Source organism: Leifsonia sp. L25 (assembly GCF_050632895.1).
The window spans coordinates 2,732,725-2,759,203 of record NZ_JBODRZ010000003.1; the positions used below are offsets into that span (position 1 = coordinate 2,732,725).

23 protein-coding genes and 2 pseudogenes are annotated in these 26,479 nt (G+C 71.2%); 12 read left to right on the forward strand and 13 right to left on the reverse strand.

Annotated elements, in window-relative coordinates; genetic code table 11:
• Window positions 1–251 precede the first annotated feature (251 nt).
• Window positions 252–1,925 (forward strand): RCC1 domain-containing protein, encoded by a 1,674-nt coding sequence (locus ACRAWC_RS17755; protein WP_431348903.1) that lies wholly within the window; start codon window positions 252–254, stop codon window positions 1,923–1,925.
• Here ACRAWC_RS17755 and ACRAWC_RS17760 read toward each other — a convergent pair.
• Window positions 1,912–2,784, reverse strand: a complete 873-nt coding sequence (locus ACRAWC_RS17760) for an SDR family NAD(P)-dependent oxidoreductase (protein WP_431348904.1) — start codon at window positions 2,782–2,784, stop codon at window positions 1,912–1,914. The genes ACRAWC_RS17755 and ACRAWC_RS17760 overlap by 14 nt on opposite strands.
• Before the next feature lie 66 nt (window positions 2,785–2,850).
• Here ACRAWC_RS17760 and ACRAWC_RS17765 point away from each other — a divergent pair, with 66 nt between their 5' ends.
• The 7 genes from ACRAWC_RS17765 (at window position 2,851) to ACRAWC_RS17795 (ending at window position 10,718) form a co-directional block, all read left to right on the forward strand.
• Entirely contained in the window at window positions 2,851–4,032 is a 1,182-nt protein-coding gene (locus ACRAWC_RS17765; protein ID WP_431348905.1) for an ROK family transcriptional regulator, read from the forward strand.
• A gap of 98 nt (window positions 4,033–4,130) precedes the next feature.
• On the forward strand, window positions 4,131–5,480 hold the full coding sequence (locus ACRAWC_RS17770; protein ID WP_431348906.1) for an extracellular solute-binding protein: 1,350 nt from the start codon (window positions 4,131–4,133) through the stop codon (window positions 5,478–5,480).
• Window positions 5,481–5,608: 128 nt separating this feature from the next.
• The gene (locus ACRAWC_RS17775; RefSeq protein WP_431348907.1) at window positions 5,609–6,565 is read left to right on the forward strand and encodes a carbohydrate ABC transporter permease; all 957 of its coding nucleotides are present in this window, start codon (window positions 5,609–5,611) and stop codon (window positions 6,563–6,565) included.
• Window positions 6,562–7,461 (forward strand): carbohydrate ABC transporter permease, encoded by a 900-nt coding sequence (locus tag ACRAWC_RS17780; protein ID WP_431348908.1) that lies wholly within the window; start codon window positions 6,562–6,564, stop codon window positions 7,459–7,461. The genes ACRAWC_RS17775 and ACRAWC_RS17780 overlap by 4 nt, the downstream gene beginning before the upstream one ends.
• Window positions 7,458–9,041 carry a glycoside hydrolase family 3 protein gene (locus ACRAWC_RS17785; protein WP_431348909.1) on the forward strand — a complete coding sequence of 528 codons (1,584 nt, stop codon included), beginning with the start codon at window positions 7,458–7,460 and terminating at the stop codon, window positions 9,039–9,041. The genes ACRAWC_RS17780 and ACRAWC_RS17785 overlap by 4 nt, the downstream gene beginning before the upstream one ends.
• A complete protein-coding gene (locus ACRAWC_RS17790) occupies window positions 9,038–9,940 on the forward strand; it encodes an ROK family protein (RefSeq protein ID WP_431348910.1) in 903 nt (300 codons plus the stop codon). The genes ACRAWC_RS17785 and ACRAWC_RS17790 overlap by 4 nt, the downstream gene beginning before the upstream one ends.
• Complete coding sequence (locus ACRAWC_RS17795; RefSeq protein WP_431348911.1) at window positions 9,933–10,718, forward strand: glucosamine-6-phosphate deaminase; 786 nt, start codon at window positions 9,933–9,935, stop codon at window positions 10,716–10,718. Before ACRAWC_RS17790 ends, ACRAWC_RS17795 begins: the two co-directional genes overlap by 8 nt.
• A gap of 316 nt (window positions 10,719–11,034) precedes the next feature.
• Here the strand turns inward: ACRAWC_RS17795 and nagA (ACRAWC_RS17800) are convergent, their stop codons facing one another.
• The 10 genes and pseudogenes from nagA (ACRAWC_RS17800) to ACRAWC_RS17845 form a co-directional block, all read right to left on the reverse strand.
• Window positions 11,035–12,186, reverse strand: coding sequence for an N-acetylglucosamine-6-phosphate deacetylase (gene nagA / locus ACRAWC_RS17800; RefSeq protein ID WP_431348912.1), 1,152 nt, complete (start codon window positions 12,184–12,186; stop codon window positions 11,035–11,037).
• Entirely contained in the window at window positions 12,183–12,542 is a 360-nt protein-coding gene (locus ACRAWC_RS17805) for a YrdB family protein (RefSeq protein WP_431348913.1), read from the reverse strand. Before ACRAWC_RS17805 ends, nagA (ACRAWC_RS17800) begins: the two co-directional genes overlap by 4 nt.
• A gap of 53 nt (window positions 12,543–12,595) precedes the next feature.
• Window positions 12,596–13,491, reverse strand: a pseudogene (purU, locus tag ACRAWC_RS17810) (formyltetrahydrofolate deformylase).
• 44 nt (window positions 13,492–13,535) lie between these two features.
• Window positions 13,536–14,696: an N-acetylglucosamine-6-phosphate deacetylase gene (gene nagA / locus ACRAWC_RS17815; protein ID WP_431348914.1), complete on the reverse strand. Its 1,161-nt coding sequence runs from the start codon at window positions 14,694–14,696 to the stop codon at window positions 13,536–13,538.
• A 24-nt stretch (window positions 14,697–14,720) separates the two neighbouring features.
• Window positions 14,721–15,506 carry a DeoR/GlpR family DNA-binding transcription regulator gene (locus tag ACRAWC_RS17820; RefSeq protein ID WP_431348915.1) on the reverse strand — a complete coding sequence of 262 codons (786 nt, stop codon included), beginning with the start codon at window positions 15,504–15,506 and terminating at the stop codon, window positions 14,721–14,723.
• Complete coding sequence (locus ACRAWC_RS17825) at window positions 15,503–16,375, reverse strand: class II fructose-bisphosphate aldolase (protein WP_431348916.1); 873 nt, start codon at window positions 16,373–16,375, stop codon at window positions 15,503–15,505. The genes ACRAWC_RS17820 and ACRAWC_RS17825 overlap by 4 nt, the downstream gene beginning before the upstream one ends.
• Window positions 16,376–16,406: 31 nt before the next feature.
• On the reverse strand, window positions 16,407–16,934 hold the full coding sequence (locus tag ACRAWC_RS17830) for a PfkB family carbohydrate kinase (RefSeq protein ID WP_431348917.1): 528 nt from the start codon (window positions 16,932–16,934) through the stop codon (window positions 16,407–16,409).
• A gap of 125 nt (window positions 16,935–17,059) precedes the next feature.
• Window positions 17,060–17,314: pseudogene (locus tag ACRAWC_RS17835) on the reverse strand (PfkB family carbohydrate kinase); the annotation flags it as partial.
• Window positions 17,311–18,279, reverse strand: a complete 969-nt coding sequence (locus ACRAWC_RS17840; protein WP_431348918.1) for an ROK family protein — start codon at window positions 18,277–18,279, stop codon at window positions 17,311–17,313. The pseudogene ACRAWC_RS17835 and the gene ACRAWC_RS17840, both read right to left, overlap by 4 nt.
• The gene (locus tag ACRAWC_RS17845; RefSeq protein WP_431348919.1) at window positions 18,276–19,154 is read right to left on the reverse strand and encodes an SIS domain-containing protein; all 879 of its coding nucleotides are present in this window, start codon (window positions 19,152–19,154) and stop codon (window positions 18,276–18,278) included. Before ACRAWC_RS17845 ends, ACRAWC_RS17840 begins: the two co-directional genes overlap by 4 nt.
• 356 nt (window positions 19,155–19,510) lie before the next feature.
• Between ACRAWC_RS17845 and ACRAWC_RS17850 the strand changes: the two genes are divergently transcribed.
• Window positions 19,511–20,752 carry an extracellular solute-binding protein gene (locus tag ACRAWC_RS17850; RefSeq protein WP_431348920.1) on the forward strand — a complete coding sequence of 414 codons (1,242 nt, stop codon included), beginning with the start codon at window positions 19,511–19,513 and terminating at the stop codon, window positions 20,750–20,752.
• A 242-nt stretch (window positions 20,753–20,994) separates the two neighbouring features.
• Here the strand turns inward: ACRAWC_RS17850 and ACRAWC_RS17855 are convergent, their stop codons facing one another.
• Window positions 20,995–21,189 carry a hypothetical protein gene (locus ACRAWC_RS17855; RefSeq protein WP_431348921.1) on the reverse strand — a complete coding sequence of 65 codons (195 nt, stop codon included), beginning with the start codon at window positions 21,187–21,189 and terminating at the stop codon, window positions 20,995–20,997.
• On the opposite strand from ACRAWC_RS17855, the gene ACRAWC_RS17860 reads away from it, so the two are divergent.
• From ACRAWC_RS17860 to ACRAWC_RS17870, 3 genes are all read left to right on the forward strand, one after another.
• Window positions 21,163–21,714: a carbohydrate ABC transporter permease gene (locus tag ACRAWC_RS17860; RefSeq protein ID WP_431348922.1), complete on the forward strand. Its 552-nt coding sequence runs from the start codon at window positions 21,163–21,165 to the stop codon at window positions 21,712–21,714. The two genes, ACRAWC_RS17855 and ACRAWC_RS17860, sit on opposite strands and share 27 nt — an antisense overlap.
• Complete coding sequence (locus ACRAWC_RS17865; RefSeq protein WP_431348923.1) at window positions 21,711–22,610, forward strand: carbohydrate ABC transporter permease; 900 nt, start codon at window positions 21,711–21,713, stop codon at window positions 22,608–22,610. Before ACRAWC_RS17860 ends, ACRAWC_RS17865 begins: the two co-directional genes overlap by 4 nt.
• Before the next feature lie 99 nt (window positions 22,611–22,709).
• Window positions 22,710–23,954 carry a hypothetical protein gene (locus ACRAWC_RS17870; RefSeq protein WP_431348924.1) on the forward strand — a complete coding sequence of 415 codons (1,245 nt, stop codon included), beginning with the start codon at window positions 22,710–22,712 and terminating at the stop codon, window positions 23,952–23,954.
• 10 nt (window positions 23,955–23,964) lie between these two features.
• On the opposite strand, the gene ACRAWC_RS17875 is transcribed toward ACRAWC_RS17870, so the two are convergent.
• A complete protein-coding gene (locus ACRAWC_RS17875; RefSeq protein ID WP_431348925.1) occupies window positions 23,965–26,385 on the reverse strand; it encodes a LuxR C-terminal-related transcriptional regulator in 2,421 nt (806 codons plus the stop codon).
• Window positions 26,386–26,479: the final 94 nt, after the last annotated feature.

Sequence of the window (26,479 nt, forward strand, 5' to 3'; positions counted from 1 at the left end):
GAATCGCGGGGGCATGCGGGCTATTTCGCAGGTGACCCCCTCGCTCCCTGTTTCATCTGGGTGCACGTGCTCACGCGGATCCAGGCGGTACTCGCCCGTCGCCGCGGTGATGCGTCAGGTCAAAATATCATGATCGATATTTTCCAATCGGGTCGCTGGAGGCCACCATCAATACACGCAACCGCAATGACGACGACGAGGGCACGCGCGCGAACGACGCGACCCTCTCTTCCCCGACCGCGCCCGCTGAGGTGTCGGGGATCTCGCGACGGACGGTCGCGAAGACCGCCGCCTGGGTGGCCCCGGCGATCGCGCTGTCCGTCGCGTCGCCCGCCGCGGCCTCGTCAGTGCCGCCCGACGGGCCGCCCCTCGCGGCGGAGTTCACGAGCCCCGTCTACTCGACCGTCCCGGACGGCGCATACGACGAGAGCACCAGTGGCCGCGTCGCACTCATGGTCACCTCGAACGGTCTCCCGGTCGCGGGTGCGACGGTCATCTTCACGATCGGCCAGCAGGAGACGGACGCGGGCGACGAGGACGGCCTCGAGGACGACGACACGTCGACCGGTGAAGACGACACCACCACGGGCGGGGGCGGCCGCGAGCCGTCCGCGACCTTCGCGGGCGGCGTTCTGACGGAGGCGGTCGTGACCGACGCGTCCGGGCTCGCGACGCCGTCCGTCGTCACCGTCGGCCACCCATCGGGTCTGCTGGCGGTCACCGCAATCGTCACGCGGGACGGTAACAGTGCCACGGCCGGGGCGATTCTGCGTATCTCCCAGTTGCTCGCCCTGCAGGGATGGGGCTACAACGGCGCGCCCGGAGCGACCGGCATCGGCGTCGTCGGAAGAAACACCACCCTGCCGGTGGCCGTCGGTCTCGCTGAGAGCGTCGCCACCGAGCACCTCGGTCACTCGCACGGTGACCGCGGCTTCATCGTCGACCGCGACCACCAGGTCTGGGGCTGGGGGCGCGGCACCTACTACGCGCTGGAGCCCCAGGGGAGGGTCAACCGCAGCGCCCCGGTGCTCCTCGACCTCGGCGCCGAGGTCGCGGCCGCGAGTCCGGTGCAGGTCGAGGGCACCTACTTCAACACGTCCGTCCTGACCGCGACCGGCGAGGTGTTCAGCCGGGGCGACGGCCGTAACGGTCTGAACGGCGACGGCCGCACCAGCGGCGTGCAGCGCTCCGTTCCGAGCAAGGTGCGCATCGACGATGTCATCAAGATCTCGGGCGGGTACAACACGATGTACGCGGTCCGGGGCGACAACACGGTCTGGGCCTGGGGCTACGGAGGGAACGGCGCTCGCGGGGACGGCGGGACGAACGCTGCCGGAGGCGGCGTGCCCGTGCGGGTGCAGCTGCCCACGGCGGAGAAATGGATCCAGGTCGCGGGAAAGACCTACGGCGGTATCGCGCTGGCCGAGTCCGGCCTCGTCTATGCATGGGGGACCGGCGCGTACCGCTCGCTCGGCGACGGGCGCACCGGCACGGGTCGCGCGACCATTCCGGTGCGCGTTTCCGGCATCGACAGCGCGGTGTCCATCGCCGCCAACCGCTACCAGCTCGGCGCTGTGCTCGCGGACACCACGGTGCGCACGTGGGGCCGGCCGTCCAGCCGCGCTCTGGGAAACGGCACGACAGCGGCCGTCTACGCACCGGTGAGCCCGACGTATGCGGACGGCCAACAGCTCGACGGAGTGACCAAGCTCGCGTTCGGCGACAACTCGTCGATGGCCCTGCTGATGGACGGAAGCGTGGTCACCTGGGGTCGTCCCAACTACGGTCAGCTCGCGAACGGGACCACGAACTACGCCCGCAACGGATCGGCGTACGACTACTTCCCGCGGAAGGCGCTGTTCCTGAAGGACGTCACGGACATCGCGAGCTCGCGCCTGCAGAACTGGGCGGTCACGAAGGTCTGACCCGCTCGACTCGTACCGAATGTCGCCTTTCACGTCGCGTAAGGCGACATTCGGCGCGAAAGGCCGGAGTTATCGCGCGGTCCAGCCGCCGTCGATGGCGAGCGTCTGGCCGGTGATCAGCGAAGCGGCGGGGGAGGCCAGGAACGCGACCCGCGCCCGACACCTCCCGAGGCGCCCCGATCCGGTGCAGGGCCGCGATGCGCTCGATCGTGTCGGCGCGGAACGCGTCGTCCGAGAGCGCCTTCGCCGTGCCGTCCGTCTCGATGAAGGTCGGCGCGACCGCGTTGACCCGGATGCCGTACTGCCCCCACTCGACCGCCAGGCAGCGGGTGAGGTGCACGACCGCGGCCTTCGCGGCGCAGTAGGACGATTCGCCCGGCAGCGCGACGAGGCCGGCCTGCGACGCCACATTGACGATCGCGCCGCCGCCGTTCGCGAGCATGCTCTTCGCGACGTGCTGGGACAGGAAGAACGTCGAGCGCGTGTTGAGCTGCCAGACCCGCTCGAAGTCGTCCTCCGTGACCTCCAGGGCCGGCGCGTCGACGCCGCCGCCGGCGTTGTTGACCAGGATGTCGATCGGCCCGAGCTCGGCGGCGACCTCGTCCATCGCGGCGCGGCAACCCGGGAGGTCGAGCACATCCATCCGGAGGGCGCGCGCGGTCACCCCGAACGACGACAACTCCTCCACCAGTGCCGCCGAGCCGTCCGGGTCGCGCACGCCGAGCACCACATCGGCGCCCTGGCCGGCGAGTTCGAGGGCGATCTCCCGGCCGAGGCCGCGGCTGGCGGCCGTCACCAGGGCGCGGGAGCCCGTCAGGTCGAAGGGCGTGCGGGCGGGAGCGGATGACGGGGTGTTCACGCTCGGAGTGTAACGACTTGAAGTCGGAGCTTGCACTTCTTTTGTTCGTAAGCTTTACTAACAAACATGACCACAACGGACGTGCTCGGCGGCACCGGAAGCCTCGGCCCCGGCAGGGCGCTCCGTCCGCGTTCGAAGGTCCTCCCGGAGCACGCCCGCAGCCACAACCGGTCGCTGGTGCTCCAGACCCTCTACCGTTCGGGGGAGCGGAGCCGGGCCGACCTGGCCCGCGAGACCGGCCTCACCCGCGTCACCATCTCCGACCTCGTCGCCGAACTCCTAGCCGAGGGCCTCGTGGTGGAGCTCGGCCAGCGGGAGGCCGCCCGGCCGGGCAAGCCCGCCGTCCTCCTCGACATCAACCGCACGGCACACCAGATCGTCGGCGTCGACCTCAGCGACCACGACCGCTTCCGCGGCGCCGTCATGGACCTCGACGGCGAGCTGGTCGACTCGGCGGAGGTCCCGCTCGAAGACGGCGACGGGGAGTCCGCCACCGGGGAGGCGGCCCTCGTCAAGGTCCGCTCGCTCGTGTCGCAACTCGTCGCCGCGGCCACCGCCCCGATCCTCGGGATCGGCGTCGGCTCGCCCGGTGTCGTCGACCTCACCGGCACCATCCTCACCGCGCCCAATCTCGGCTGGACCGACGTGCCGCTGCAGGACGACCTTCACCGGCTGACCGGCCTCCCGGTCGTCGTCGCGAACGATGCCAACGCCGCGGTGCTCGCCGAGCACAGCTACGGCGGCGCGACGGGCGACATGATGCTCATCCGCGTCGGCCACGGCATCGGCGCCGGCCTGATCATCGCCGGGACACTCGTCTACGGCAGCCACTTCGCCGCGGGCGAGATCGGCCAGGTCATGGTCGGCACCGACCTCGGCCTGGATGCGACCTACACCCGCGAGCAGGTGCTCGAGCACTGGCTCAGCGTGCCGCAGCTCCAGCGCGGCATCCGGGAGGCCGAGGCCGCGGGGCGCGACGCCACTCCGGTGCTCCGCGAGGCCGGCCAGCGGCTCGGCATCTCCCTGGCGCCGGTGGTCGGCGCGCTCAACCTGTCGGAGCTCGTCCTGAGCGGCCCGACCGAACTGCTCGATGGCCCTCTCGCCGAGGCGACCATCCACACGCTCCGGAACCGGACGATGGCGGAGAACCACGCCGACCTCGCGGTCCGGATGACCACGCAGGGGCAGGACATCGTCCTGCGCGGCGCGGCCGTACTCGTCCTCTCCGGACAACTCGGGGTCTCGTGACACAGCACCGCCCGATCCACGACCCCTGCACCGACGGTGTGCTGCGACCGCAGACACCGACCACCGAAGAAAGCCCGAAACGAATGAAGGGAACAGCAATGAAGAGAAAGCTCGTCGGCCTCGCCGCTGTGGCTACGGCTTCCGCTCTCGTGCTCGCCGGATGCGCCTCTGGCGGAGCCCAGGCTCCGAGCACCGATGGGAAGGGCAAGACGGTCACCCTGTGGCTCGTCGGCTCGGACACCCCGGACGCGCTGCGCAACTACCTGAAGACCGAGTTCACCAAGGAGACCGGAGCCACGCTCAAGATCGAGCAGCAGGATTGGGGAGACATCGTCACCAAGCTCACCACGTCCCTTCCCGACGCGAACAACACGCCGGACGTGACAGAGATGGGCAACACCCAGTCGCCGACCTTCACCAACGTCGGCGCCTTCCTCGACGTCTCCGACATGTACCAGGAGCTCGGCGGCAGCAAGCTGCTCCAGTCCTTCGTGGACGCGGGCAAGGTCGACGGCAAGAACTACACGCTGCCGTACTACTTCGGCTCGCGCTACATGTTCTACCGCAAGGACGTCTACAACGCGGCCGGCGCTTCGGTGCCGACCACGCTCGACCAGTTCAACAGCACCGTCGCCGACATCACGGCCAAGAACCCGAAGGGGATCCCGAACTTCTCCGGCTTCTTCCTCGGCGGCCAGGACTGGCGCGACGGCATCTCCTGGATCTTCGCCAACGGCGGTGACATCGCCAAGAAGGACGGCTCCAAGTGGGTCGCCACGCTCGACTCGGCGAACTCGCTGAAGGGTCTCCAGCAGCTTCAGGACATCTACAAGAACGCGTCCAAGGCGCCGAACGACGCCAAGGACTCGAACCAGTACATCTACCTGAACGACACCGACCAGACGGTGGACGCCAACGGCAACAAGACCGGCGACACCTCGCTGGCCGCCGCCACCATCATGGCTCCGAGCTGGGCGCACTGGTCGATCGGCGACCTGTCCACCCAGAACGGCAAGGCCGTCCGCACCTGGAACGACAACACCTTCGGCGCCTACGTGCTGCCGGGCACCAACGGCAAGCCGGCTCCGGTCTTCGCCGGCGGCTCCAACATCGGCATCTCGGCCAAGTCCAAGAACCCGGGCCTGGCCAAGACGCTGCTGAAGATCATCTTCAGCAAGCAGTACCAGGAGATGCTCGGCAAGAACGGCCTCGGCCCGGCGAACTCGGACGACATGTCCTCGCTCGGGAACGACCAGTTCGCGAAGGCGCTCATCGAGTCGGCCTCCCACTCCAAGCTGACTCCGGCCGCGCCGGGCTGGGCTTCGGTCGAGGCGGCGAACGTGATGGAGGAGTTCTTCTCCAAGATCCGCGACTCGTCCGACCTGAAGGGCCTCGCCCAGCAGTACGACACCAAGATCAACGCCCTCCTCAACGTGAAGAACGGCTGATCGGCTCGATCTGGCGCCACCCTGCAGGCGAGGGCGCGGAAGCAGCACCACCCTTCCGCGCCCTCGCTCCTGCCCCCCAGAATCTTCAGCAACCCAGACTTCTCTCAACACCCGGAAGGAGGACCGCAGTGACCACGACCAGCGAACCCGTGACCGCCCCGCCGACCGCGAGCGCCCACGCTCCGTCCGCGCCGCGCAAGCGCCGAGGCCGGCTCACGCCCTACGCCCTGCTGCTGCCGGCCATCCTCATCCTGCTCCTCGCGCTCGGCTACCCGATCGTCTGGCAGCTCATCACCTCGATGCAGCACTTCGGCCTCGCCCAGCAGTTCGGCCGGCCGGCGCCGTTCGTCTGGTTCGACAACTACGTCACACTCTTCTCGGATCCCTACATGTGGATCGTGGTCGGCCGCTCCATCGTCTTCTGCCTCACCACCGCGGGCGTGACGGTCGTGATCGGCGTGGGCCTCGCCCTCCTGATGTCGGGCATCTCGCGCTTCCCACGGATCTTCCTGCAGATCACGCTCCTGCTCGCCTGGGCCATGCCCGTCGTCGCCGCGATGACCGTCTGGAACTGGCTGTTCGACTGGCGCCGCGGAGTGATCAACAACGTGCTGACCTCCTGGGGGCTGGACTTCCAGAACCACAACTGGCTGCAGAACCCGCTCTCGTTCTTCTTCGTCGCCGGCGTCATCGTCACCTGGATGAGCGTGCCGTTCGTCGCCTTCTCGGTCTACGCCGGGCTCACCCAGGTCTCCGGCGAGGTGCTGGAGGCCGCCGAGATGGACGGCGCGAAAGGCGTCCAACGGCTGCGGTACATCATCCTGCCGATGATCCGCCCGGTGCTCGGGATCGTGCTGCTGCTGCAGATCATCTGGGACCTGCGGGTGTTCACCCAGATCAAGCTGCTGCAGGACAAAGGCTCCATCGCAAGCGAGACCAACCTGCTCGGCACCTACATCTACCAGCTCGGCGTCGGATCGAGCGACTTCGCGATGGCCAGCGCCGTCTCGGTGTTCGTCCTCATCCTGACCATCGCCCTGAGCTGGTTCTACGTCCGCCACCTGCTCAAGGAGGACCAGTCATGACCACCGTCGCCAACGGGACCGTGGGCGCCGCGACCGGCGTCGGCGACCGCAAGCTGAAGCAGAAGGTCCGCCCCGGCCGCATCCTCCTCGGCGCGCTCGCCGTGGTGCTCGGGCTGATCTGGGTCTTCCCGGTCTACTGGATGCTGAACTCGTCGCTGCTGCCGAACGTCGTGCTGCAGAGCTCGACGCCGACGTGGCTGCCGTTCGGCGGCTCGTTCGACAACTTCGCCGCCGTCGTCAACGGCGGGACCTTCTTCCCGGCGCTCGGGATGAGCGTCGTGGTCGCGCTGGTCACCGTCGTGTTCTGCCTGGCGTTCGCGTTCCTCGCGGCGCTCGCGATCAGCCGGTTCAGGTTCCGCGGTCGCACCTCGTTCGTGCTCGCCGTGCTGCTCATCCAGATGCTGCCCGCGGAGGGTCTGTTCATCGCGCAGTACAAGCTGATGGGCTCGCTCGGCCTCCTGAACACCGTCATCGGCGTCAGCATCATCTACATCGCGGCCGTCGTGCCCTTCACGATCTGGATGCTGCGCGGCTTCGTCGCCGGCATCCCCGCCGACCTCGAGGAGGCGGCGATGGTCGACGGGCTGAGCCGCACGCAGGCGTTCCTGCGCATCACCTTCCCGCTGCTCGCCCCGGGCCTCGTCGCATCGGGCGTCTACGCCTTCCTGCAGGCCTGGAACGAGTTCACGGTCGCGCTGGTCATCCTGCAGGAGAACAGCAGCCAGACGCTGCCGCTCTGGCTGCGCGGCTTCATCCAGCAGTCCGCGTCCCGCGCGACCGACTGGGGCCAGGTGATGGCGGCCTCCACACTCGTGGCCGTGCCGGTCATCATCTTCTTCCTCATCGTCCAGGGCCGCATGACCAGTGGGCTGGTCAGCGGGGCGGTCAAGGGGTGAGCGGGTTGTCGGTCACCGAGCCCAGCGCGACCGACACCGCCCTCCGACGCAGCATCGCGGCGACCCTCCTCCCCGGCTTCCTGGGGACCACCCTGCCCGCGTGGCTGGAGGAGCGCCTGCGGAACGGGCTCGGCGGCGTGTGCGTGTTCGGCCAGAACGTGGAGTCCGTGGCGCAGCTCCGCGAGCTCACGGACGCGATCTACGCCGCCAACCCGGACGCGATCGTCGCGATCGACGAGGAGGGCGGCGACGTCACCCGGCTGTACTACGAGACCGGCTCGCCGTTCCCCGGCAACGCCGTGCTCGGCCGACTCGGCGACGACGCGTACACCGAGGGCATCGCGCGCCGCGTCGGCGAGGAGCTGCACGCCGCAGGCGTGAACCTCGACTTCGCGCCGGACGTCGACATCAACTCCAATGCGGACAACCCGGTCATCGGGGTGCGCAGCTTCGGCTCGCTGCCCGCGCTGGTCGCCGAGCAGGGCGCAGCGTGGACGCGCGGCCTCCAGTCCGCCGGCGTCGCCGTGTGCGCCAAGCACTTCCCGGGGCACGGCGACACGGCCGCGGACTCGCACCTCGAGCTGCCGGTCGTGGACCTGAGTCTCGAAATGCTGCGCGAGCGCGAGCTGGAGCCGTTCCGCGCCGTCATCGACGCGGGCGCGCGCACGGTGATGACCTCCCACATCCTGCTGCCGCGGATCGATCCCGACCTCCCGGCGACCTTCAGCCGCACCGTCGTGGAGGGGCTTCTCCGCGGCGAGCTGGGCTTCGGCGGTGTCGTCGTCACCGACGCGCTCGACATGCACGGCGCGAGCGGGGAGCGCGGCATCCCGGAGGCGGCGGTGCTTGCGCTCGCCGCAGGCTGCGACCTGCTCTGCATCGGCACCGAGAACACCGACGCGCAGCTCGCGGAGATCGAGGACGCCATCGTCGCCGCGGTCGCGGAGGGACGCGTGGCCGCGTCCCGGATCGAGGAGGCCGCCGGGCGCGTGCTCGCGCTCGCCGAGGCGGTGCGGGCGGACGGCGCCGCGCACCATGCCGCGTCGCGCGGCGGTGCCGGGGTCATCGATCCCGCCGACGTGGGTCGCGCAGTCGAAGCGTTCGACATCTCGGAGCACGCGTCGTCGTGGCTGCGGGCGCATCACGGCCGGTACTCGGTCGTGCGGGTCGACACCGTCGCGAACATCGCGATCGGCGAGGCGCCGTGGGGTCCGTTCGCGGAGGTCGCGGCCGAGCCGGACAGCGCGGCGTCTGCCTTCGCGGCCAACCCGCTGGTCGTGTTCACCGAGAGCGACCATCCCGACCTCGTGCTCGCCGCGCAGTCGCCCGTGCTCGTCGTCGGCAAGGACAACCACCGGCACGCGTTCGCGCGCGCGGCGATCGACCGGCTGCGCGCCGAGCGGGACAGCGTGCTCGTCGTGGACATGGGCTGGCCCGACGACGACCGGCGGTACGCGGACATCGCGACCTTCGGCGCCTCCCGGCTCGTCGGGCGTGCGCTGATCGAGCTGCTCGACGGCGAGCCGACGACGGCTGCCTCGGCGACCGCTCCGGAGGCTGTGGACGGGCGCGCCACGTGAGGCTCGGCATCGACATCGGCGGTACCAAGACCGACGCCGTCGCCGTCGACGATGTGGGCGGTCTCGCGCAACGGGTCCGGTTGGCGACCGGGTTCGGTCACGCGGCGGTCGTGGAGACGGCCGTCACCGCAGTGGCCAGGATCGCGGAGCTCACCGGGCTCCCGGCCGGCGGCTTCACCTCCATCGGCATCGGCATCCCCGGGATGGTGGACCGAGCCTCCGGGCACGTCGCACATGCGGTCAACCTGGGCGTCGAGCGGCTCGCGCTCGGCGGCGAGCTGGAAGGCCGGCTGGGCGTCGGCGTGCGCGTCGAGAACGACGTGAAGGCGGCCGCGCTGGGCGCCTTCCACGTGCTCGGCCTCGGCGGCACGATGGCGTACCTCAACCTCGGCACCGGGATGGCCGCCGGCATCGTCGTGGACGGCCGGCTCTGGCGCGGCGCGTCGGGCGTCGCGGGCGAGATCGGTCACCTCCCGGTCGACCCGGCCGGTGCGCTCTGCGGCTGCGGTCAGCGCGGCTGCCTGGAGACGGTGGCCAGCGGCTCCGGCGTCGCGCGGCAGTGGCGCACGGACGACCAGCTCCCGGCGCGCTCGCTGTTCGCCGCGGCGGCGGAGGGCGACCGGGAAGCGAGGGTCATCAAGGCTAGGCTTGCGGAGGGCATCGCCGCAGCGGTGCGGGTCCTCGTGCTGACCGTCGACGTCGACACCGTGGTGATCGGCGGCGGCCTGAGTCATCTCGGGGACCGGCTGCTCTGCGACGTCCACGAGGTGCTCGACGGATGGGCGGAGACGTCCCCGTTCCTCGCGTCGCTCGCGCTGTCCCGGCGAGTGCGCCTCGTCCCCGAAGGAACACCTGTTGCCGCGCTGGGTGCGGCGCTCGTTGGAGGAGCAGATGGCTGAAGTCGTGGTGGTGGCGGACGCGGACGCGGCGGGTGAACTCGCGGCGGAGTCGATCCAGGCGCTGATCGCCGCCAAGCCCGACGCGGTGCTGGGGCTGGCGACCGGGTCCACCCCGTTGCCGGTCTACCGCGCGCTGGCCCGGCGGATCGCCGCGTCCGGCACCGATGTGTCGCATGTGCGCGGGTACGCGCTGGACGAGTACGTCGGCCTGCCGGCCGGGCACCCCGAGTCCTACCGGGCGGTGATCACCCGGGAGGTCGTGGAGCCGCTCGGCCTCACCCCCTCGCTCATCCACGTCCCGAACGGCGCTCTCGCGACCATCGAGCACGCCGGCGCCGACTACGAGAAGGCGATCGCCGAGTCCGGCGGCGTCGACGTGCAGATCCTGGGCATCGGCACCGACGGGCACATCGGGTTCAACGAGCCCGGCTCCTCGTTCGCGTCGGTGACACGGGTGAAGACGCTGACCGAGCAGACCCGCAAGGACAACGCGCGGTTCTTCGCCAGCGAGGACGACGTCCCCATGCACTGCATCACCCAGGGCCTCTCGACGATCCTCCGAGCACGGCACCTGATGCTGCTGGCGTTCGGCGAGGGCAAGGCCGAGGCACTGGCCGGTGCGGTGGAGGGGCCGGTGTCGGCCTCCAACCCGGGCTCGGCCATCCAGCTCCACCCGCACGTGACCGTGCTCGTGGACGAGGCCGCGGCCTCCCGGCTGCGCAACATCGACTACTACCGGTACGCCTACGACCACAAACCCGCCTGGCAGAAGCTGTAACCGCCGACTCCCCTTCCCCTGCCCCGTCGCGAACGGAGGAGATCCGGCCCTTTCCGGCCAGGATCTCCTCCGTTCGCTGCTTTTCGGGGTGCTCCCGGGCCGGATCTCCTCCGTTCACTGCTTTCCGGTGCGCGTGGGCAACGGAGGACTTCGCAGCCGACACGCCCGGGAATCGCAGGGAGCGGAGGAGATCCGGGGCACCGGAGGAGGGATGTCCTCCGTTAGCCGAGGGGGGTGGGGTGGGAGTGGGAGTGGAGTGGGAGTGGGGTGGGGTGGGAGTGGGGTGGGGTGGGAAGTGGGGTGTGCGGGCGGGGGATTACAGGAGGCGGCCGTCGGCCAGGACCTGGCGGACGTGCCAGTCGTGGTCGAGCAGCACCGCGTCGGCGGCGAAGCCGGCGTGCAGGCGGCCGAGGCGGTGCGATTCGCCGAGCGCCTTCGCCGGGGTCGCGGTGAGCGCGGTGACCGCGGTGACCGGGTCGAGGCCGACGCGGGTGATCGCGTTGCGGAGGGCCGCGTCCTGCGTCAGGGTCGAGCCCGCGATCGTCGTCGTGCCGGAGAGCACGGCCAGGCCGTCGCGGACGCTGACGTTCAGGCCGCCCAGCCGGTAGTCGCCGTCCGACGCCCCGGCAGCGGCCATCGCGTCGGTGATGAGCGCGACCCGCCCCGGCGCCTCCCGGAACAGCAGGCCGGCCACCGACGGGTGCACGTGGAGGCCGTCGAGGATGAGCTCGAGCGTCACCTCCGGGTTCTCGATCGCCGCCATGACCGGGCCGGGCGCGCGGTGGTGGATGCCGTTCATCGCGTTGAAGGCGTGCACCAGCAGCCGGGCGCCGACCTCGAAGGCCAGCTTCGCCTGCTCGTAGTCGGCCGCCGTGTGGCCGATGCCGACGACGACGCCGGCCTCGATCAGCACGCCGATGGACTCCAGCGCGTTCGGCAGCTCCGGCGCGATGGTCGCGGTACGGAGAGTGCCGCGGGCAGCGCCGATGAGCTCCTCGACCATCTCCGGCCCCGGGTCGCGGAGGAAGGCCTCGTCGTGCGCGCCGCGCCGCTCGCGGGCCAGGAACGGCCCCTCGAGGTGGGAGCCGAGCACCATCGGGTCGACCTTCGTCAGGTCGGCCACGACGCCGAGGCTCTCGCGCAGGGACGCCAGCGGGTTCGCGACATGAGACACGAGCGCGCGCGTGGTCCCGTGGGCGCGGTGCGTCGCGAGGGCGGCGAGCATCTCCTCCGGCCCGTCGTCGTAGGGGTGCCCTCCACCCCCGTGGCAGTGCAGGTCGATGAAGCCGGGCGTCAGCCAGTGGCCTCCGGCGTCGATCACTTCGCGGCCCGGGACGCGGGCGGACTCGTGCCAGCCCGTGCCGGAGCCGGTCGCGACGATCACGCCGTCGTCGGCCGCCAGCCAGAACTCGTCGACCCGTCCGCCCGCATCCACTTTGCGGGCGTCATGGACGACGACGCCGGTCATGCGAACTCGCGCCGCCCGTTGATCACGCCGCTCACGGTCGCCACGACCGCGAACACCAGCGCGACGATGGGCTGCCCCAGACTCCACCAGGCGAAGGCGGCGCAGCCCATCACGACGATCTCCACGAGCGCCTTCACGAAGGCGTCGACGTGCAGCACGGCCTTGGGGGAGCGGAACAGCGCCCACAGCAGGATCGCGAGGACGGGGGCGCCGATGCCGACGACGATGTTCCAGGGCAGCGGCCACGCGACGAAACCCCAGATGCCCAGCGAGACGATGGCGAACAGCTCCAGCACGAAGCGGAGGATGTCGTTGGGTCCGACCTTGATCGGGGTCTGCTGGTCGTGCGTGGTCACCGCGCCATTCTACTGAACCGGGCCGGTCATGGCTGAGCGGCAGCCGGAGCCGGTCAGCGGAAGATGATGGTGCGCGCCCCGTCGAGCAGCACGCGGTCCTCCGCGAACCACTTGACCGCCTGCGTCAGCGTCCGCGACTCCTCGTCCTGGCCGATCGCGACCAGTTCGGGGACGCTGCGGGTGTGGTCGACGCGGACGACGTTCTGCTCGATGATCGGCCCCTCGTCCAGGTCGCTGGTGACGAAGTGCGCGGTCGCGCCGATCAGTTTGACGCCGCGGGCGTGGGCCTGGCGATACGGGTTGGCGCCCTTGAAGCCGGGCAGGAACGAGTGGTGGATGTTGATCGCCCGGCCGGCGAGCTTCTCGCACAGCCCGGGGAGAGGATCTGCATGTAGCGCGCGAGCACGACCAGCTCGATGTCGTGCTCCTCGACCGCCGCCAGGACGCGCGCCTCGAACGCGGCCTTCGACTCGGGGTCGGTCACCGGCCGCGACTCGAACGGGACGCCGTAGAAGCCGGCGAGGTCGCCGAGCACGTCGTGGTTGGACAGCACCAGCGGGATCTCGACCGGGAGTTGGCCAGCGCGCTGGCGGAAGAGCAGGTCGTTGAGGCAGTGCGCGGCGGTGGAGACCAGCACGAGCGTGCGCAACGGGCGGCCGACGTTGTCGACGTTGTGCGTCATCCCGAACCGCTCGACGACGGGCGCGAGCGCCCGCTCGAACTCGGCCCGGTCGGCCGCGGACTCCACCTGCAGGCGCATGAAGAAACGCCCGGTGTCGGTGCTCGCGAACTGCTGGCTCTCGGTGATGTTCCCCCGCGCAGCCACGATCGCGCCGGAGACCGCGTGCACGATGCCGGGGCGGTCGGCGCAGCTGAAGGTCAGCACCCAGTGATTCCCGGGATTCGAGGTCGCGGGGGCGGAGGTCGCGGTCGCGGGGGCGGAGTCCATCCGTCCAGGGTAGCGGCCGCGCGGGTGAGGCGATTCTCCGTCACTCACCGCGGGACCGGCGACCCCGCCGTCCACACCTGCAGCACGCGGAAGTCGTCGTCCAGCAGCACTGCGTCCGCTGCGTACCCCGGCGCGAGGCGGCCGAGGTCGTCGCCGCGTCCGACGGCAGCGGCGGGCGTCTCCGTGAGGGCGCGCACCGCCTCCTCGACGGTCACGCCGACCTCCCGCACCGCGCGGCGCAGCGCGTGGTCCTGGGTCAGTGTGGAGCCGGCGATCGAGCCGCCCTCGGCCAGCCGGGCGACGCCGTCGCGCACCTCCACGCGGAGGGTGCCGAGCAGGTAGTCGCCGTCGGCCTCGCCGGCCGCCGCCATCGCGTCGGTGATCAGCGCGACCCGGCCGGAAGCGGAGGCGAACGCCATCCGGACCACCTCCGGGTGCACGTGGATGCCGTCGTTGATGACCTCCACGGTCACCCCTGGGGTGTGGGTGGCGGCGGCGACCGGGCCGGGAGCACGGTGGTGGATGCCGTCCATGCCGTTGAAGGCATGCGTCAGGATTGTCGCGCCGGCGTCGAACGCGGCACGGGTCTGGTCGTAGTCCGCGCCGGTGTGGCCGACCGCGACGGCGACCCCGGCCGAGGCGAAGGCGCGCACCGCGTCCATACCGCCGGGCAGCTCGGGCGCGAGAGTGATCTGACGCAGGGTTCCGCCGGCGGCCTCCAGCAGCCGCTCGATGTCAGCAGTGGTCGCCGAGCGCAGGAGCGACGGGTCGTGCGCGCCCTTGTGGCCGACGTCGAGGAACGGGCCCTCCAGGTGCGAGCCGAGGACGCGCGGGTCCTCCGCGGCGAGGGCGGCGACACCGCGCACGCGCTCGGCGAGCTCCGGCACCGTCGCCGTCACGAGCGACACCACGAAGCGTGTCGTGCCGTGGCGCTGGTGGAGGGCCATCGCCGTGCGGATCGCGTCCGCGCCGTCGTCGAACGCCGCGCCGCCGCCGCCGTGGCCGTGGAGGTCGATGAAGCCCGGGGTCAGCCAGGCGCCGTCGGCGTCGGTGACCACCGTGCCGGCGTCGGACGCGACGGCGGCGACCCAGTCGTCCCCGACGCCGGTGGCCGCAACGAGGCCGCCGTCGAACACGACCCAGGCGTTGCGGGTGGTGCGACCCTCGCCGACGAGGCGCGCGGAGTGGATCACGTGCATGGACATCCTCACCAACCTACGCGACGGGGCTCACGCGACGATGACCTCGAAGCCGGCCTCCACGAACGCCGCCCGCTGCTCGGCCGTGATGCCGTCGTCGGTGATGAGCGTGGTCAGGAGCTTCGGGCCGCCGAGGGTGGCGAACGCCTTGCGGCCGATCTTGCTGGAGTCCGCGACCACGACGGCGCGGGTCGCCCGGCGGGCCATCAGCGAGTTGACGCTCGCCTCGCCCTCGTCGTGCACGGTCGCGCCGACGAGCGGGTCGATCCCGTTGACGCCGATGAACGCGATGTCCATCGTGATCTTCTCCAGCACCACATCGCTGTACGGGCCGACCAACTCGTACGAGCGCGCGTGCACGACGCCGCCGGTGACGACGGTCTTGATCTGCGGGCGCATCACGAGCTGGGCGGCGATGTTGATGGCGTTGGTGACCACCGTGAGGTTGGGATGCGGCGACGACTCCATGAGGTCGGGCCGCGCGCCCAGCACAGTCGCCACTGCGGTGCTCGTCGTCCCGCCGCAGAGCCCAACGACAGCGCCGCGCGGCACGAGGGCGCTCGCCGCCTGGGCGATCCGCAGCTTCTCGGGCGCGTGCTGCTCCCTCTTGTAGCGGATCGGGAGGTCGTAGGCGACCGACTGGCCGACCGCGCCGCCGCGGGTGCGCGTCAGCAGCTGCTGCGACGCCAGGGCATCCAGGTCGCGCCGCGCGGTCGCCGCGGACACGTCGAGCTTCGCCACGATGTCCTCGACATCCACCTGGCCCGAATCGGCCAGGAGGTCGAGGACGGCGTTGAGCCGTTCCGCTCTGTTCATCGCTGTGCAGTCTCCGTTCCGCTCGCCGCGCCGGCGGCGACGTCGAACAGGGTCATCAGGCGCGCCGCCTCCGTCGCCACGGCCGAGCGCCCCTCCCGCACGTACCGCCGGGAGTCCACGACGTCCGGATTCGCGCGCAGGTAGGCGCGGATCGCGTCGGTGAAGAAGCGGTTCAGGTGGGTGGAGACGTTGACCTTGGTGATGCCGGAGCGGATCGCCGACTCGATCGTCTCATCCGCGACCCCGCTCGAGCCGTGCAGGACGAGCGGAACATGCACGGCGTGTCGCAGGGCGGCGATCAGGGCGAGGTCGAGCTGGGCGGTGCGCTCGGTCATCGCGTGCGAGCTTCCGACCGCGACGGCCAGCGCGTCGACGCCGGTCTCCGTCACGAACCGGCGCGCCTCCGCGGGGTCGGTGCGGACCCCGGGGGCGTGCGCGCCGTCCTTCCCGCCGATCTCGCCGAGCTCGGCCTCCACCGAGACATCGTTGGCGTGCGCGTACTCGACGACCCTCACGGTCGCGGCGACGTTGTCGTCGTAGGGGAGCGTCGACCCGTCGAACATGACCGAGCCGAACCCGAGGTCGATGGCCTGCCGCGTCAGAGCGGCGTCCTCCGCATGGTCGAGGTGGACGGCGACATGGGCGGACGAGTCGGCGGCGAGGGCGAGCGTCCCCCGAGCGATCGCGTCGAGACCGCCGTGGTAGTCGGCGCAGTTCTGCGAGATCTGCAGGATGACGGGGCGGCGGGCCTCCTCGGCGGCGGCTACCAGCGCTTCCGCGGTCTCCAGGTGGATGACGTTGAAGGCGGCGACGCCGGTGTGCGCGGCGACCGCTCCGTGCAGGAGGTCGAGCGTGGGGACGAGAGGCATGCGGGGCTCCGGGCAGGTCGGTCAGGTCGGTTCAGGAGGTCACGAGGCGGGCCTCGTACTCCCGGTAGGCGGGGTCGAGCTCGCCGGCGAGCGGGGCGACGACAGCGGCGGCCGACCAGGCGGTGGCCCGGCGGACGAGGACGGCGGGATCGGTCGTGCCCGCGGCCAGCGCCGTCGCGATCGCGGCGACGGCCGCGTCACCGGCGCCGGTCGCGTTGCCGGCGAGGGGCTCGGGGAGCCGGGCGGACCAGGTGTCGTTTTCGCCGACGGCGAGCATGCCGTCCGCGCCCAGCGAGACGAGGACCAGCCCGGCGCCGGCCGCCAGGAGAGCGCGGGCACCCGCGACCGGGTCGTCCGAGCCGACCGTGTCGGCCAGCTCGCGGCGGTTCGGCTTGAGCACGTCGGCGCCCGCCTCGGCCGCGGCCAGGAGCGCCGTCCCGCTCGCGTCGATGACGCTCGGGACGCTGCGATGCCGGGCGACCTCCACGAGGTCGGCGTAGAAGGTCTCGGGTGCGCCGGGCGGGAGGCTGCCCGACCCGACGATCGCGGTGGCCGGCACGGCGAGACGCTCGACGGCCTCCCGCAGCGCGGTCCACTCGGCGGGGAGAGCCCGGCGCCCGTCTCGTTGAAGATCGTGGCGACTCCCGAGTGCTCGTCCACGATCGCGATGCTGCTGCGTGTCGGCGCGGCCACCGGAATCAGCTCGGACGGGAGGCGGCTCGCCTCCAGGTCGTCGGCCAGGCGCAGGCCGGACGCGCCGCCGGCAGTCGTCAGGACGAACGACGAGCCTCCGGTCTGGGCGATCACCCGTGCGACGTTCAGGCCTTTGCCGCCCGCGCGCACCGCAGGAGGCGCGACCCGGTGCGTCTCGCCGGGCTCCAGCGCCGCGACGCGATAGGTGAGGTCGATCGCGGGATTCGGAGTGACGGTGAGGATCATCGGACGGCCTTGAGAGCATCGGCCGTAGCCGGGACCTCGCGCGCCCGGAGGGCGGCGCCGATCACGCCGGCGTTCTCGCCGATGCGCGCCGGGATCAGCTTCGGGCGCCGATGGAAGGTGAGGATCGCGTCGAGGCGCTGGGCCAGCGGCACGAAGAGCTCATCGCCGGCCTGCGCCAGGCCGCCGCCGATCACGACGGCTTCGGGGGCGAGGAGGGCGACGGTGTGGGACAGGTCGAGCGCGAGGGCGTCGAGTGCGGAGTCCCAGATCCGCTGCGCGGCGGGATCGCCGGAGCGGGCCCGCTCCAGCACCTCCCGTGAGCCCGCCACCGGGACGCCGCTGACCGCCGTGTACCGCCGCGCGATCGCTGCGGCCGAGGCCACGGCCTCCAGGCAGCCGCGACCGCCGCAGGCGCAGTCGGGTCCGTCGGCGACCCGGGAGTGACCCATCTCGCCGGCCATGCCGCCGCCGGTGAACAGCGTGCCGTCGATGAAGATGGCGCCGGCGATCCCGGTGCCGATCGCCATCACCACGACGTCGCGGAAGCCCGCCGCGGCGCCCAACCGGTACTCGGCCTCGCCCGCGGCGCGCACGTCGTGGCTGAACGACACCGGCATCCCGTACGCCTCTGCCGCGCGATCGCGGAACGGGAAGTCGTGCCAGCCGAGGTTCTCCGAGAAGACGCCGACCCCGGTCTCCTCGTCCACGTGGCCGGGGACGACCAGGCCCGCCGCGACGGGGACCACCTCGGGGTGTGCGCGCCGGAACCCGGCGGCCAGCTCCGCGGTCGCGGCGACGACGGCCTGTCCGGGGTCTGCGCCGTCGAGCGGGGTGGGCCGGCGGATCAGTTCCACGATACGGCCGGCGGAGTCCACCAGCGCAGCCTTGAGGTCGGTGCCGCCGACGTCGAAAGCGAGCACCGCGTCGCCCGGGCCGAGCTCGTCGGCGGCAGTGTTCACGTTCACGGGGTCAGGATGACAGAGCGCGTCAGGTTGCGGGGACGGTCGGGGTCCAGCCCCGCACGGCGGGCGCGCTCCAGGGCCACGCGCTGTGCGCGGACCAGGTCGGCGAGGCCGTCGATCGGTTCGTTCTCGAACCGTGCGCCGGTGGCCGCGACGTCCTGGGCGAGACCGGTGGGGGCGTCGCCCAGCATCCAGGTGACCCGGCCGGGAGCCGCGATCGCGATCGGGCCGTGCCGGTACTCCTTGGCCGGGTAGGACTCCGTCCACGACTGCGACGCCTCGCGCATCTTGAGGGCGGCCTCGTGCGCGAGGCCGATGGTCCAGCCGGCGCCGAGGAAGCTGTACTGCTCGGCGGAGACGAGCGCGTCGTCCAGGTCCTCGTCGATCGCTGCGGCGGCCTGCTCGATGGCGGCGCCGAGGTCGTGGCCGAGGGAGGCGCGGATCAGCGCCAGCGCCGTCGTGGCGAAGCGCGTCTGAACGACCGAGGTCTCGTCGGCGAAGGGCAGGAGCACGGTGTCGTCCACGAGCTCGGGCAGCGGCGTGCCCGCCGCGCCGACGACCGCGATGGTCCGCGGCCGCCGTGAGCGGCCCCGCAGGCCGTCGACCAGCTCGATGACCTCGGTCGTCGTGCCCGAGCGGCTGATCGCGACGATCGCGTCGTAGTCGCGGTCGATCACGGCCTCCGAGGCGGCGTAGGCGTCGGTGAGGCCGTGGCCGGCCGACTCGCGCAGCGCGGCGTACGACTGCGCCATGAACCACGACGTACCGCACCCGACGACGGCGATGCGCTCGCCGGACGCAGGAAGCAGCGCCTGCTCGGCGCGGAGAGCTGCCGCACGGGCCCAGGTCTCCGGCTGCGACCGCAGCTCGGCCTCCATGTGCGCTCCCGGGGGATGTCCGCCACTGCTCGCTCCTGTCGTTCGTTCGCGTCGAGGCGTCGATTCGGTCAGGTCCATGATTGCTGATGAGCGTTAGGTCTGTCTACTGATCACTTTCGATCGTTGCGACCGAGTCGGGCGCGTTCTCGCGTCGGGCGTGTAAATCCCAGGTAACGATCTGGTGCCGGGTCCTTGACGTGCGGCCCGGATATGCGCAATTATTCGAGCATCAATTGAGTGCATGTGATCGTTTCCATGCGAAACAAATCACGAAGCATCATCCAGATACGCACCGCCGCGCACCTGCAGTACCTTCAGCGACGGTCCGGGATCCTTATCGAGAGTGAGGAAAGTCGATGAAGAAGTCTCTGCGGTGGGGAGCCGCCGTCGCGTCAGCGGCGGTCGCGACCCTGACGCTCGCGTCCTGCGGCTTCAGTGGAGGCTCGGGGGGCTCGGCGAGCGGGAGCAGCCAGCTCAACCTGATGGTCGCCAGCTATTCGGACAACACCAAATCCGAGTGGCAGGGCATCATCAAGGACTTCGAGGCCGCCAACAAGGGCATCACGGTCAACCTCGACGTCGAGTCGTGGACCGACATCAACAACGTCATCAAGACGCGCATCCAGGCGGGCAAGCAGCCGGACATCCTGAACATCGACGCGTTCGCCGGCTTCGCCGCCGACGACCTGCTCTACCCGGCGAAGGACATCGTCTCCGCCCAGACGCTCAACGACTTCCAGCCGGCGTTCAACAAGAACGCGAGCATCGACGGCACCCAGTGGGGCCTCCCGTTCATCGCCTCCGCGCGCGCCCTGTTCTACAACAAGGACGACTTCGCCAAGGCGGGGATCACCGACCCGCCCAAGACCTGGGCCGACTTCGAGGCCGACGCCGCCAAGCTGAAGGCCGCGGGCGTGACCCCGTACGGCATGCCGCTCGGGGCAGAGGAGGCTCAGGCCGAGACCGCGATCTGGTTCTACGGAGCGGGCGGTGGTTATGGCGACGCGAAGAAGCTGACGATCGACAGCGCCGAGAACGTCGCCGGCGCCACGGAGATGCAGAAGATCATCAACCAGGGCCTCACGCAGGCGAACCCCGGTTCGACCAACCGCACGCCGCTGATGAACGTCTTCATCCAGGGCCAGCTCGGCATGCAGATCGGCCTCCCGCCGATCGTCGGCCAGATCAAGGACAAGAACCCGTCGCTGAAGTACGGGATCGCGCCGATCCCCACCAAGGACGGGTCCGCCTTCACGCTGGGCGTCGCGGACCACCTGATGGCGTTCAAGGGCAAGACCGACAAGAAGGACGCGATCAAGAAGTTCCTCGACTACTTCTACACGCCGGCGGTCTACACCAAGTGGGTCGGCGAGGAGGGCTTCCTGCCCACCACGAAGTCCGGCGCGGACAAGATGGGCTCCGACGAGACCATCAAGCCGTTCCTGGACCTGCTGCCGAACGCCAAGTTCTACCCGTCGACCAACCCGAACTGGTCGGCCGCCCAGGGTGCCATCCAGAGCCAGATCGGTCAGCTGGGCCAGGGCGCGAACCCGTCCGACCTGCTGAAGGCCATCCAGGCGAAGGCTTCGGGCCAGTAACAGCGGCATGAGCTCGACGATCGAAACGACCACGACGGGGGCGGCCACCGGCCGTCCCCGTCGCGGGGCACCCGCACCCGGCACGGCAACACCACCTCGCTGTGGAACGCCGTGCCGTGGACGTTGCCTGCGCTCCTCCTCATCTTCGGCATCGTGCTGTTCCCTGCGGGCTACATGATCTTCAACTCGACGCGGAAGATCTCGGTCGCCGGCGTCGACCACGGATCGGTCGGCCTGCAGAACTACATCACGGTGCTCTCGCGCCCGGAGATCCCGGGCATCCTCCTCAACACCTTCATCTGGGTCGTCTCGGTGGTGGTCATCACCGTGGCGATCTCGCTCGCGCTGGCGCAGTTCCTCGACAAGAACTTCCCCGGCCGGCGCTGGGTGCGGATGGCGATCATCGTCCCGTGGGCGGCGAGCGTCGTGATGACCACGACGGTCTTCGTCTACGGGCTCGACCCTTCTACGGCATCATCAACAAATTCCTGGTCGACATCCACCTGCTCGCGCAGCCGTTCGGCTTCACCAAGGAGCCGCTGCCGGCGTTCCTGTCGTCCATCGCGATCGCGGTGTTCGTCTCGCTGCCGTTCACGACCTACACGATCCTCGCCGGGCTCGCCGGCATCCCCGGCGACATGCTGGAGGCCGCGAAAGTCGACGGCGCCGGGGCCGTGCGCTCCTACTTCGGGGTCACGTTGCCCAACCTGCGTCCCGCGATCGCGCTCGCCAGCCTCATCAACATCATCAACGTCTTCAACTCGCTGCCGATCCTGAAGCTCATGACGGGCTCCATCCCCGGCTACAAGGCCGACACCACGACCACGTACGTGTTCAAGCTGCTGCAGAACGAACAGCGCATCGACCTGTCGAGCGCGCTCAGTGTGATCAACTTCCTGATCGTGCTGGTCGTCGTGGCGCTCTACCTGTGGATCGTGAAGCCGATGAAGGAGGTCTCATGACCGCGCCCGCCCCCGTCGCGCTCGCCGGAGCGCCCGCGCGCGCCGGCGCGCCCCGCCGCCCGCGCCCGGGCTTCTCCTGGCGGGTCGCGGGCAAGGTGACCGCCGGGGTCGTCATCGCCCTGGTCTTCATCGCGCCGTACCTGATCATGCTGGTCGGCTCGTTCAAGAGCAGGGACAACATCCTCGCGGTCCCGCCGACCTACCTGCCGACACAGTGGCATCCCGAGAACTACCTCACCATGTGGTCCACGCCGGAGACCCCGCTGCCGCTCAACCTCATCTCGACCATCGTGATCTCGGTGTTCGCGACGGTGCTCGTGCTGGTGGTCTGCGTCCCGGCGGCGTACTACACGGCGCGGTTCCGGTTCCGGGGCCGTGGTGTCTTCCTCTTCCTGGTGATCGTCACGCAGATGCTGCAGCCGACGGTGCTCGCGACCGGTCTGTTCAAGGAGATGGTGTCCCTCGGGATCAACGACACCTGGCTGGCGATGATCCTGGTCAACGCGGCGTTCAACCTGGCGTTCGCGATCTGGATCATGCACACGTTCTTCGCGGGCGTGCCCAAGGAGGTCGACGAGGCGGCCCAGCTCGACGGGGCCGGGAAGTGGACGGTGCTGCTGCGGGTACAGCTCCCGCTGGTCTGGCCGGGTATCGTCACGGCGATCATCTACACGTTCGTCGCCTCCTGGAACGAGTTCGCCGCGAGCCTCGTCATCCTCTCCACGGACGCGAACCAGCCGCTGTCGGTGGCGCTGACCAAGTTCGTCGGCCAGTACGACGCAGCCTGGCAGTACGTGTTCGCGGTGTCGGTCGTCGCGGTCATCCCGGTGGTCATCCTGTTCGCGCTCATCGAGAAGCGCCTGGTCGGCGGGCTGACGGCGGGCAGCGTCAAGTAACCGGCGCAGCCGCCACCACGAGCTGGGGCGCCCGCGCGTGTGGCGCGACGCGGGCGCCCCGATGCACCACTGCATCCTGCCGGAGTAGCATCGAATGCGATGACGGCCGGTATCACGAGTTCGCTGCACCCGGCGGATCCCGCCGGGCCAGTGACCGAGTCCGGCCATGTGCGGCTGTTCCGCTGGGAGGTGCCCTGGTGGGCCGGCGTGCTCGGCGTCTACGCGGCCTCACGCGTGCTGACCACGCTGCTCATGCTCGTGCTCTACCTCGTCGCGGGGGCGATGCACTGGGAGGGCGGCAGTCCGCAGACGCACCCCAGCTTCCTCGGCTTCGCGGGCACCTGGGACGCCTCCTATTACCGCCGCATCGTCGAGCACGGCTACCCGGCGACCCTGCCCGTCGACTCCGATGGCGACGTGCAGCAGAACGAGTGGGCGTTCCTGCCGCTGTACCCGCTGATCGTGCGCGCGCTCATGGCGGCGACCGGGCTCGGATTCCCGGCGGCGGGCGTGCTGGTCTCCGTGCTCTGCGGGGCGGCGGCCGGCCTCGTGCTCTATCGGCTCGTGGCGTCGCGCGTCGGCTCGGTCAGCGGGCTCTGGGCCGCCGTGTTCTTCTGCTTCGGCCCGCTGTCGTTCGTCCTCCAGATCGCCTACGCCGAGAGCCTGTTCTTCCTGCTGCTGTTCGCCGCGCTGCTGGCGACCATGACGCGTCGGTACTGGACGGTCATCCCGTTCGGCGTCGCGGCGGCGTTCACCCGGCCGGGAGAGCTCGCGCTTCCGCTCACCCTCGGGATCGTGTATCTGCTCCGCGCGCTGCGGGCGCGTCGGGGCCAGGAGACCTTCGGCGCCCGGGAGCGCGTCGCGTTGATCGTCGCCGGCGCGGTGACCGCCGTCGCGGGGCTGGCGTGGCCACTGGTCGCGGCGACCGTCACCGGGACGCCCGGGGCCTACGTGGAGACCGAGCTGTCCTGGTGGACGGGCTTCGTCGGCCGGGTCGCCTTCGTGCCGCTGACGCCGTGGTTCCTCTTCACCTGGCGGTACGCGAGCGTCGCCGGCGCCCTCCTCGTCATCGCCGCGATCGGCGGTTACGTGTGGCTGCTGAACCGGCCGGGCATCCGCGCGCTGGGCACCGAAGTGGTCGCATACGCGGCCAGCTACGCGCTCTACCTGTTCGCCGTCTTCCTGCCGCAGCAGAGCCTCTTCCGGCTGCTCATGCCGCTGGCCCCGCTCGCCGGAGCGCCGGGGCTGACCCGCAACAGGCGCGCCCGGACGATCGTGCTGTGGGCGGGGATCGCGCTGCAACCCGTGGCGCTCGTACTGTTGTGGCTCGTCGGCTACCCCTGACCTGACTCCCTCACGGGGCGAGCCGGAGGGCGAGGGCCACGAGCTCGCCGCGGTTGGCCGCCGAGGTCTTGCGCATCACCCTGCTGACGTGGCTCTCGACGGTGCGGACGCTGAGCACGAGCCGGGACGCGATCTCCGGGTTGCTGAGGCCCGCGGCGACGAGCCGGGTGATCTCGCGCTCGCGGTCCGTCAGCGCGATCGGCGTCGAGAAGAACCCGCCGCCTTCGGAGCCGTCGCCCGCCGGGCGTCGGAGGGCTGCGGCCGGGCCGGCCCGTCCGGTCGAGGCGAGTCGCTCGGCCAGCGCGCCCAGGTCCGCGTTCCCGCCCTCCGAGCGGGCCTCGACGAAGGCGAGGTGTGCGTTGTGGAGTTCGGACTGCTGCCGCGCGAGGAGGGCGCGGGCCTCCGCCAGCCCGGCGTCGTCGATCGCGTGCTCGAGCGACGTCAGCAGCGCGAGGGCGGCGGTGGGCAGCTCGCCGCGCGTCGCCAGGCGGGAGGCGAGCCGGCGGAGCAGCTCGGCGGCCTCGTCCGGCCGCCCGCGGCCTGCGGCGAGTTGAGCGTCGATCCAGTGCACTCCTGCCCCGACCGCGGGCGGCGGGTCGCCCTCCGGGGACGCCGAGAGGCCGGCGGCGAGTTCGTCCCGGACGCGTTCGGCGACGGCGGTGTCGCCCCGGCGCACCGCGATGACGGCGGTGAGGACGTGGAGTGCGACCTGGACGGCGGCGCCGGGCACCGCGGGCGCGCCGAGCGCCGCGGCCGACGCGAGCGCGTCGGCGGCATCGGCCGGACGGTCGGCGAGCAGGTGGCAGAGCCCGAGTGCGACGCTGTGCGCACGCACCGCTCCCGCATCGAGCCGGTCGCGCGCCGACGCGGCACCGCGTTCGGCCCAGGCGACGGCGTCGGCGTGCCGCCCCACGCCGAGGAGGGCGAAGGCGTGTGCGGCCGCCTCGCTGGCGGGCGCCGACGTCCCGGGCAGCGAGGCGAGCGAGTCGCGCAGGCGGACGGCGTCCTCGAACCGCCCGCCGCGGAGGGCGACGGCCCGGGAGGCCTCCAGCAGCCGTGACCGCACGGCCGGCGGGAGGTCGCTGTCGTCGCGCAGGCGCTCTGCGGGAACGACCGGCTCGGCTCCGACTTCGACGGCGAGCATCACCGCGGCGGCGTCCGCGAGCCGTGCGAAAGGACCGAGCCCGGCGACCTCGGCCCGCAGGGTCGCGAGGGCTGCCGCGAACCCCTGGCCGTGCGCCAGCGCCCGGCGGGCCCGGAGCACGGCGAGTTCCGCCGCGTCCAGGGGGTCGCCCGGAAGGCCGACGGACGCGGCCAGCACGCGGTCGAGTTCGGCGTCAGAGCCCGGCGCCATCCCCGTGTCTGCCATCAGAGCGCGCGCGAGGGCGAGCGCCGACCCCGGCGACGGGGCAGCGCGCCACGAGCGCGCGGCCTCCTCGCGGCGGGAGTCGGCCGCCGCGTGAACGAGCTGCACGAACGCGGCGTCGGTGGGCGGGGCGTCCACCTGGGCCCGGTCGCGGAGGTGATCGGCGAGGACCGGGGGATCGAGGGCGATGAGCCTCCGCCCGCGATGGGGCACGATCCGGAGCACACCGGCCGCCGCCAGCCCGTCCAGCGCGGCGGGGTCGACCAGCCCGCGCGCCGATCCCACGTCGCCGACGCCGGTCACGGCGATCCTCTCCAGCGCGACGCGCTCGGCCGGGTCGAGCCCGGAGAGCTGCGCCTCGAGGGCGCCGCGGAGCGCTCTGCTCCACAGCTCTCCCGTCGCGGACCACGCGCCGGGGCCCCGGACCAGCCGGCCCTCCAGCACGGCGAGTTCCGCGAGCGCGAGCGCGAGGCCGACGTTGCCGCCGCAGAGCGCGTAGACGCGGCTCATCGCGCCTGCGTCCACCGGACCGCCGAGCCGCTCGGCCATGACCGACCGGAGCTCCTCGTAACCGAGCGGGGCGAGCTCCACCGCATAGGCCGTCGACGGCCCCTCGTCCAGCCGCGCGCGGGTGCGCAACAGGGGCGTGCGCGTCGCACGGCGCACGGCGTCGATCGCGCCGACGGATGCGTCGTCGAGGAGGTCGGCGTCGTCCACCAGGAGAGCGGCCGCGCCGGAGCCGACGGCTGTCGTCAGGCCGTCGATCGCCTGCTGCAGGGCGGATGCCGTTCGGCGCTCGGGGGACGTCAGCACACCGAGCCCCGCTGCGTGGAGGGCGGCGAGGGGGCTCTCGCGCAGCGACCGGACCCCGTTCACACGCACGACCGTTCTGCGCGCGTCGGCCGCGGACGACGCCACCGCGTCGACGACGGTCGAGCGTCCGCTCAAGCGCGGGCCCACGAGGTCGACGTCCGCGTCCATGGAGAACAGGAGCTCGCGCACGAGCGTCAGGACACGGTCCCTGCCCGCGAGCGGAGCGGAGCCCGCGGCGCGGGGATCGATCATCGGCTGGCTCCAAAAACGTGGGTGAATGTGCTGCAGCCCAACGGTAATACGCAAGATGTAAGCTGCTCCACGTAAGGTGTGGCGACCTGCACGG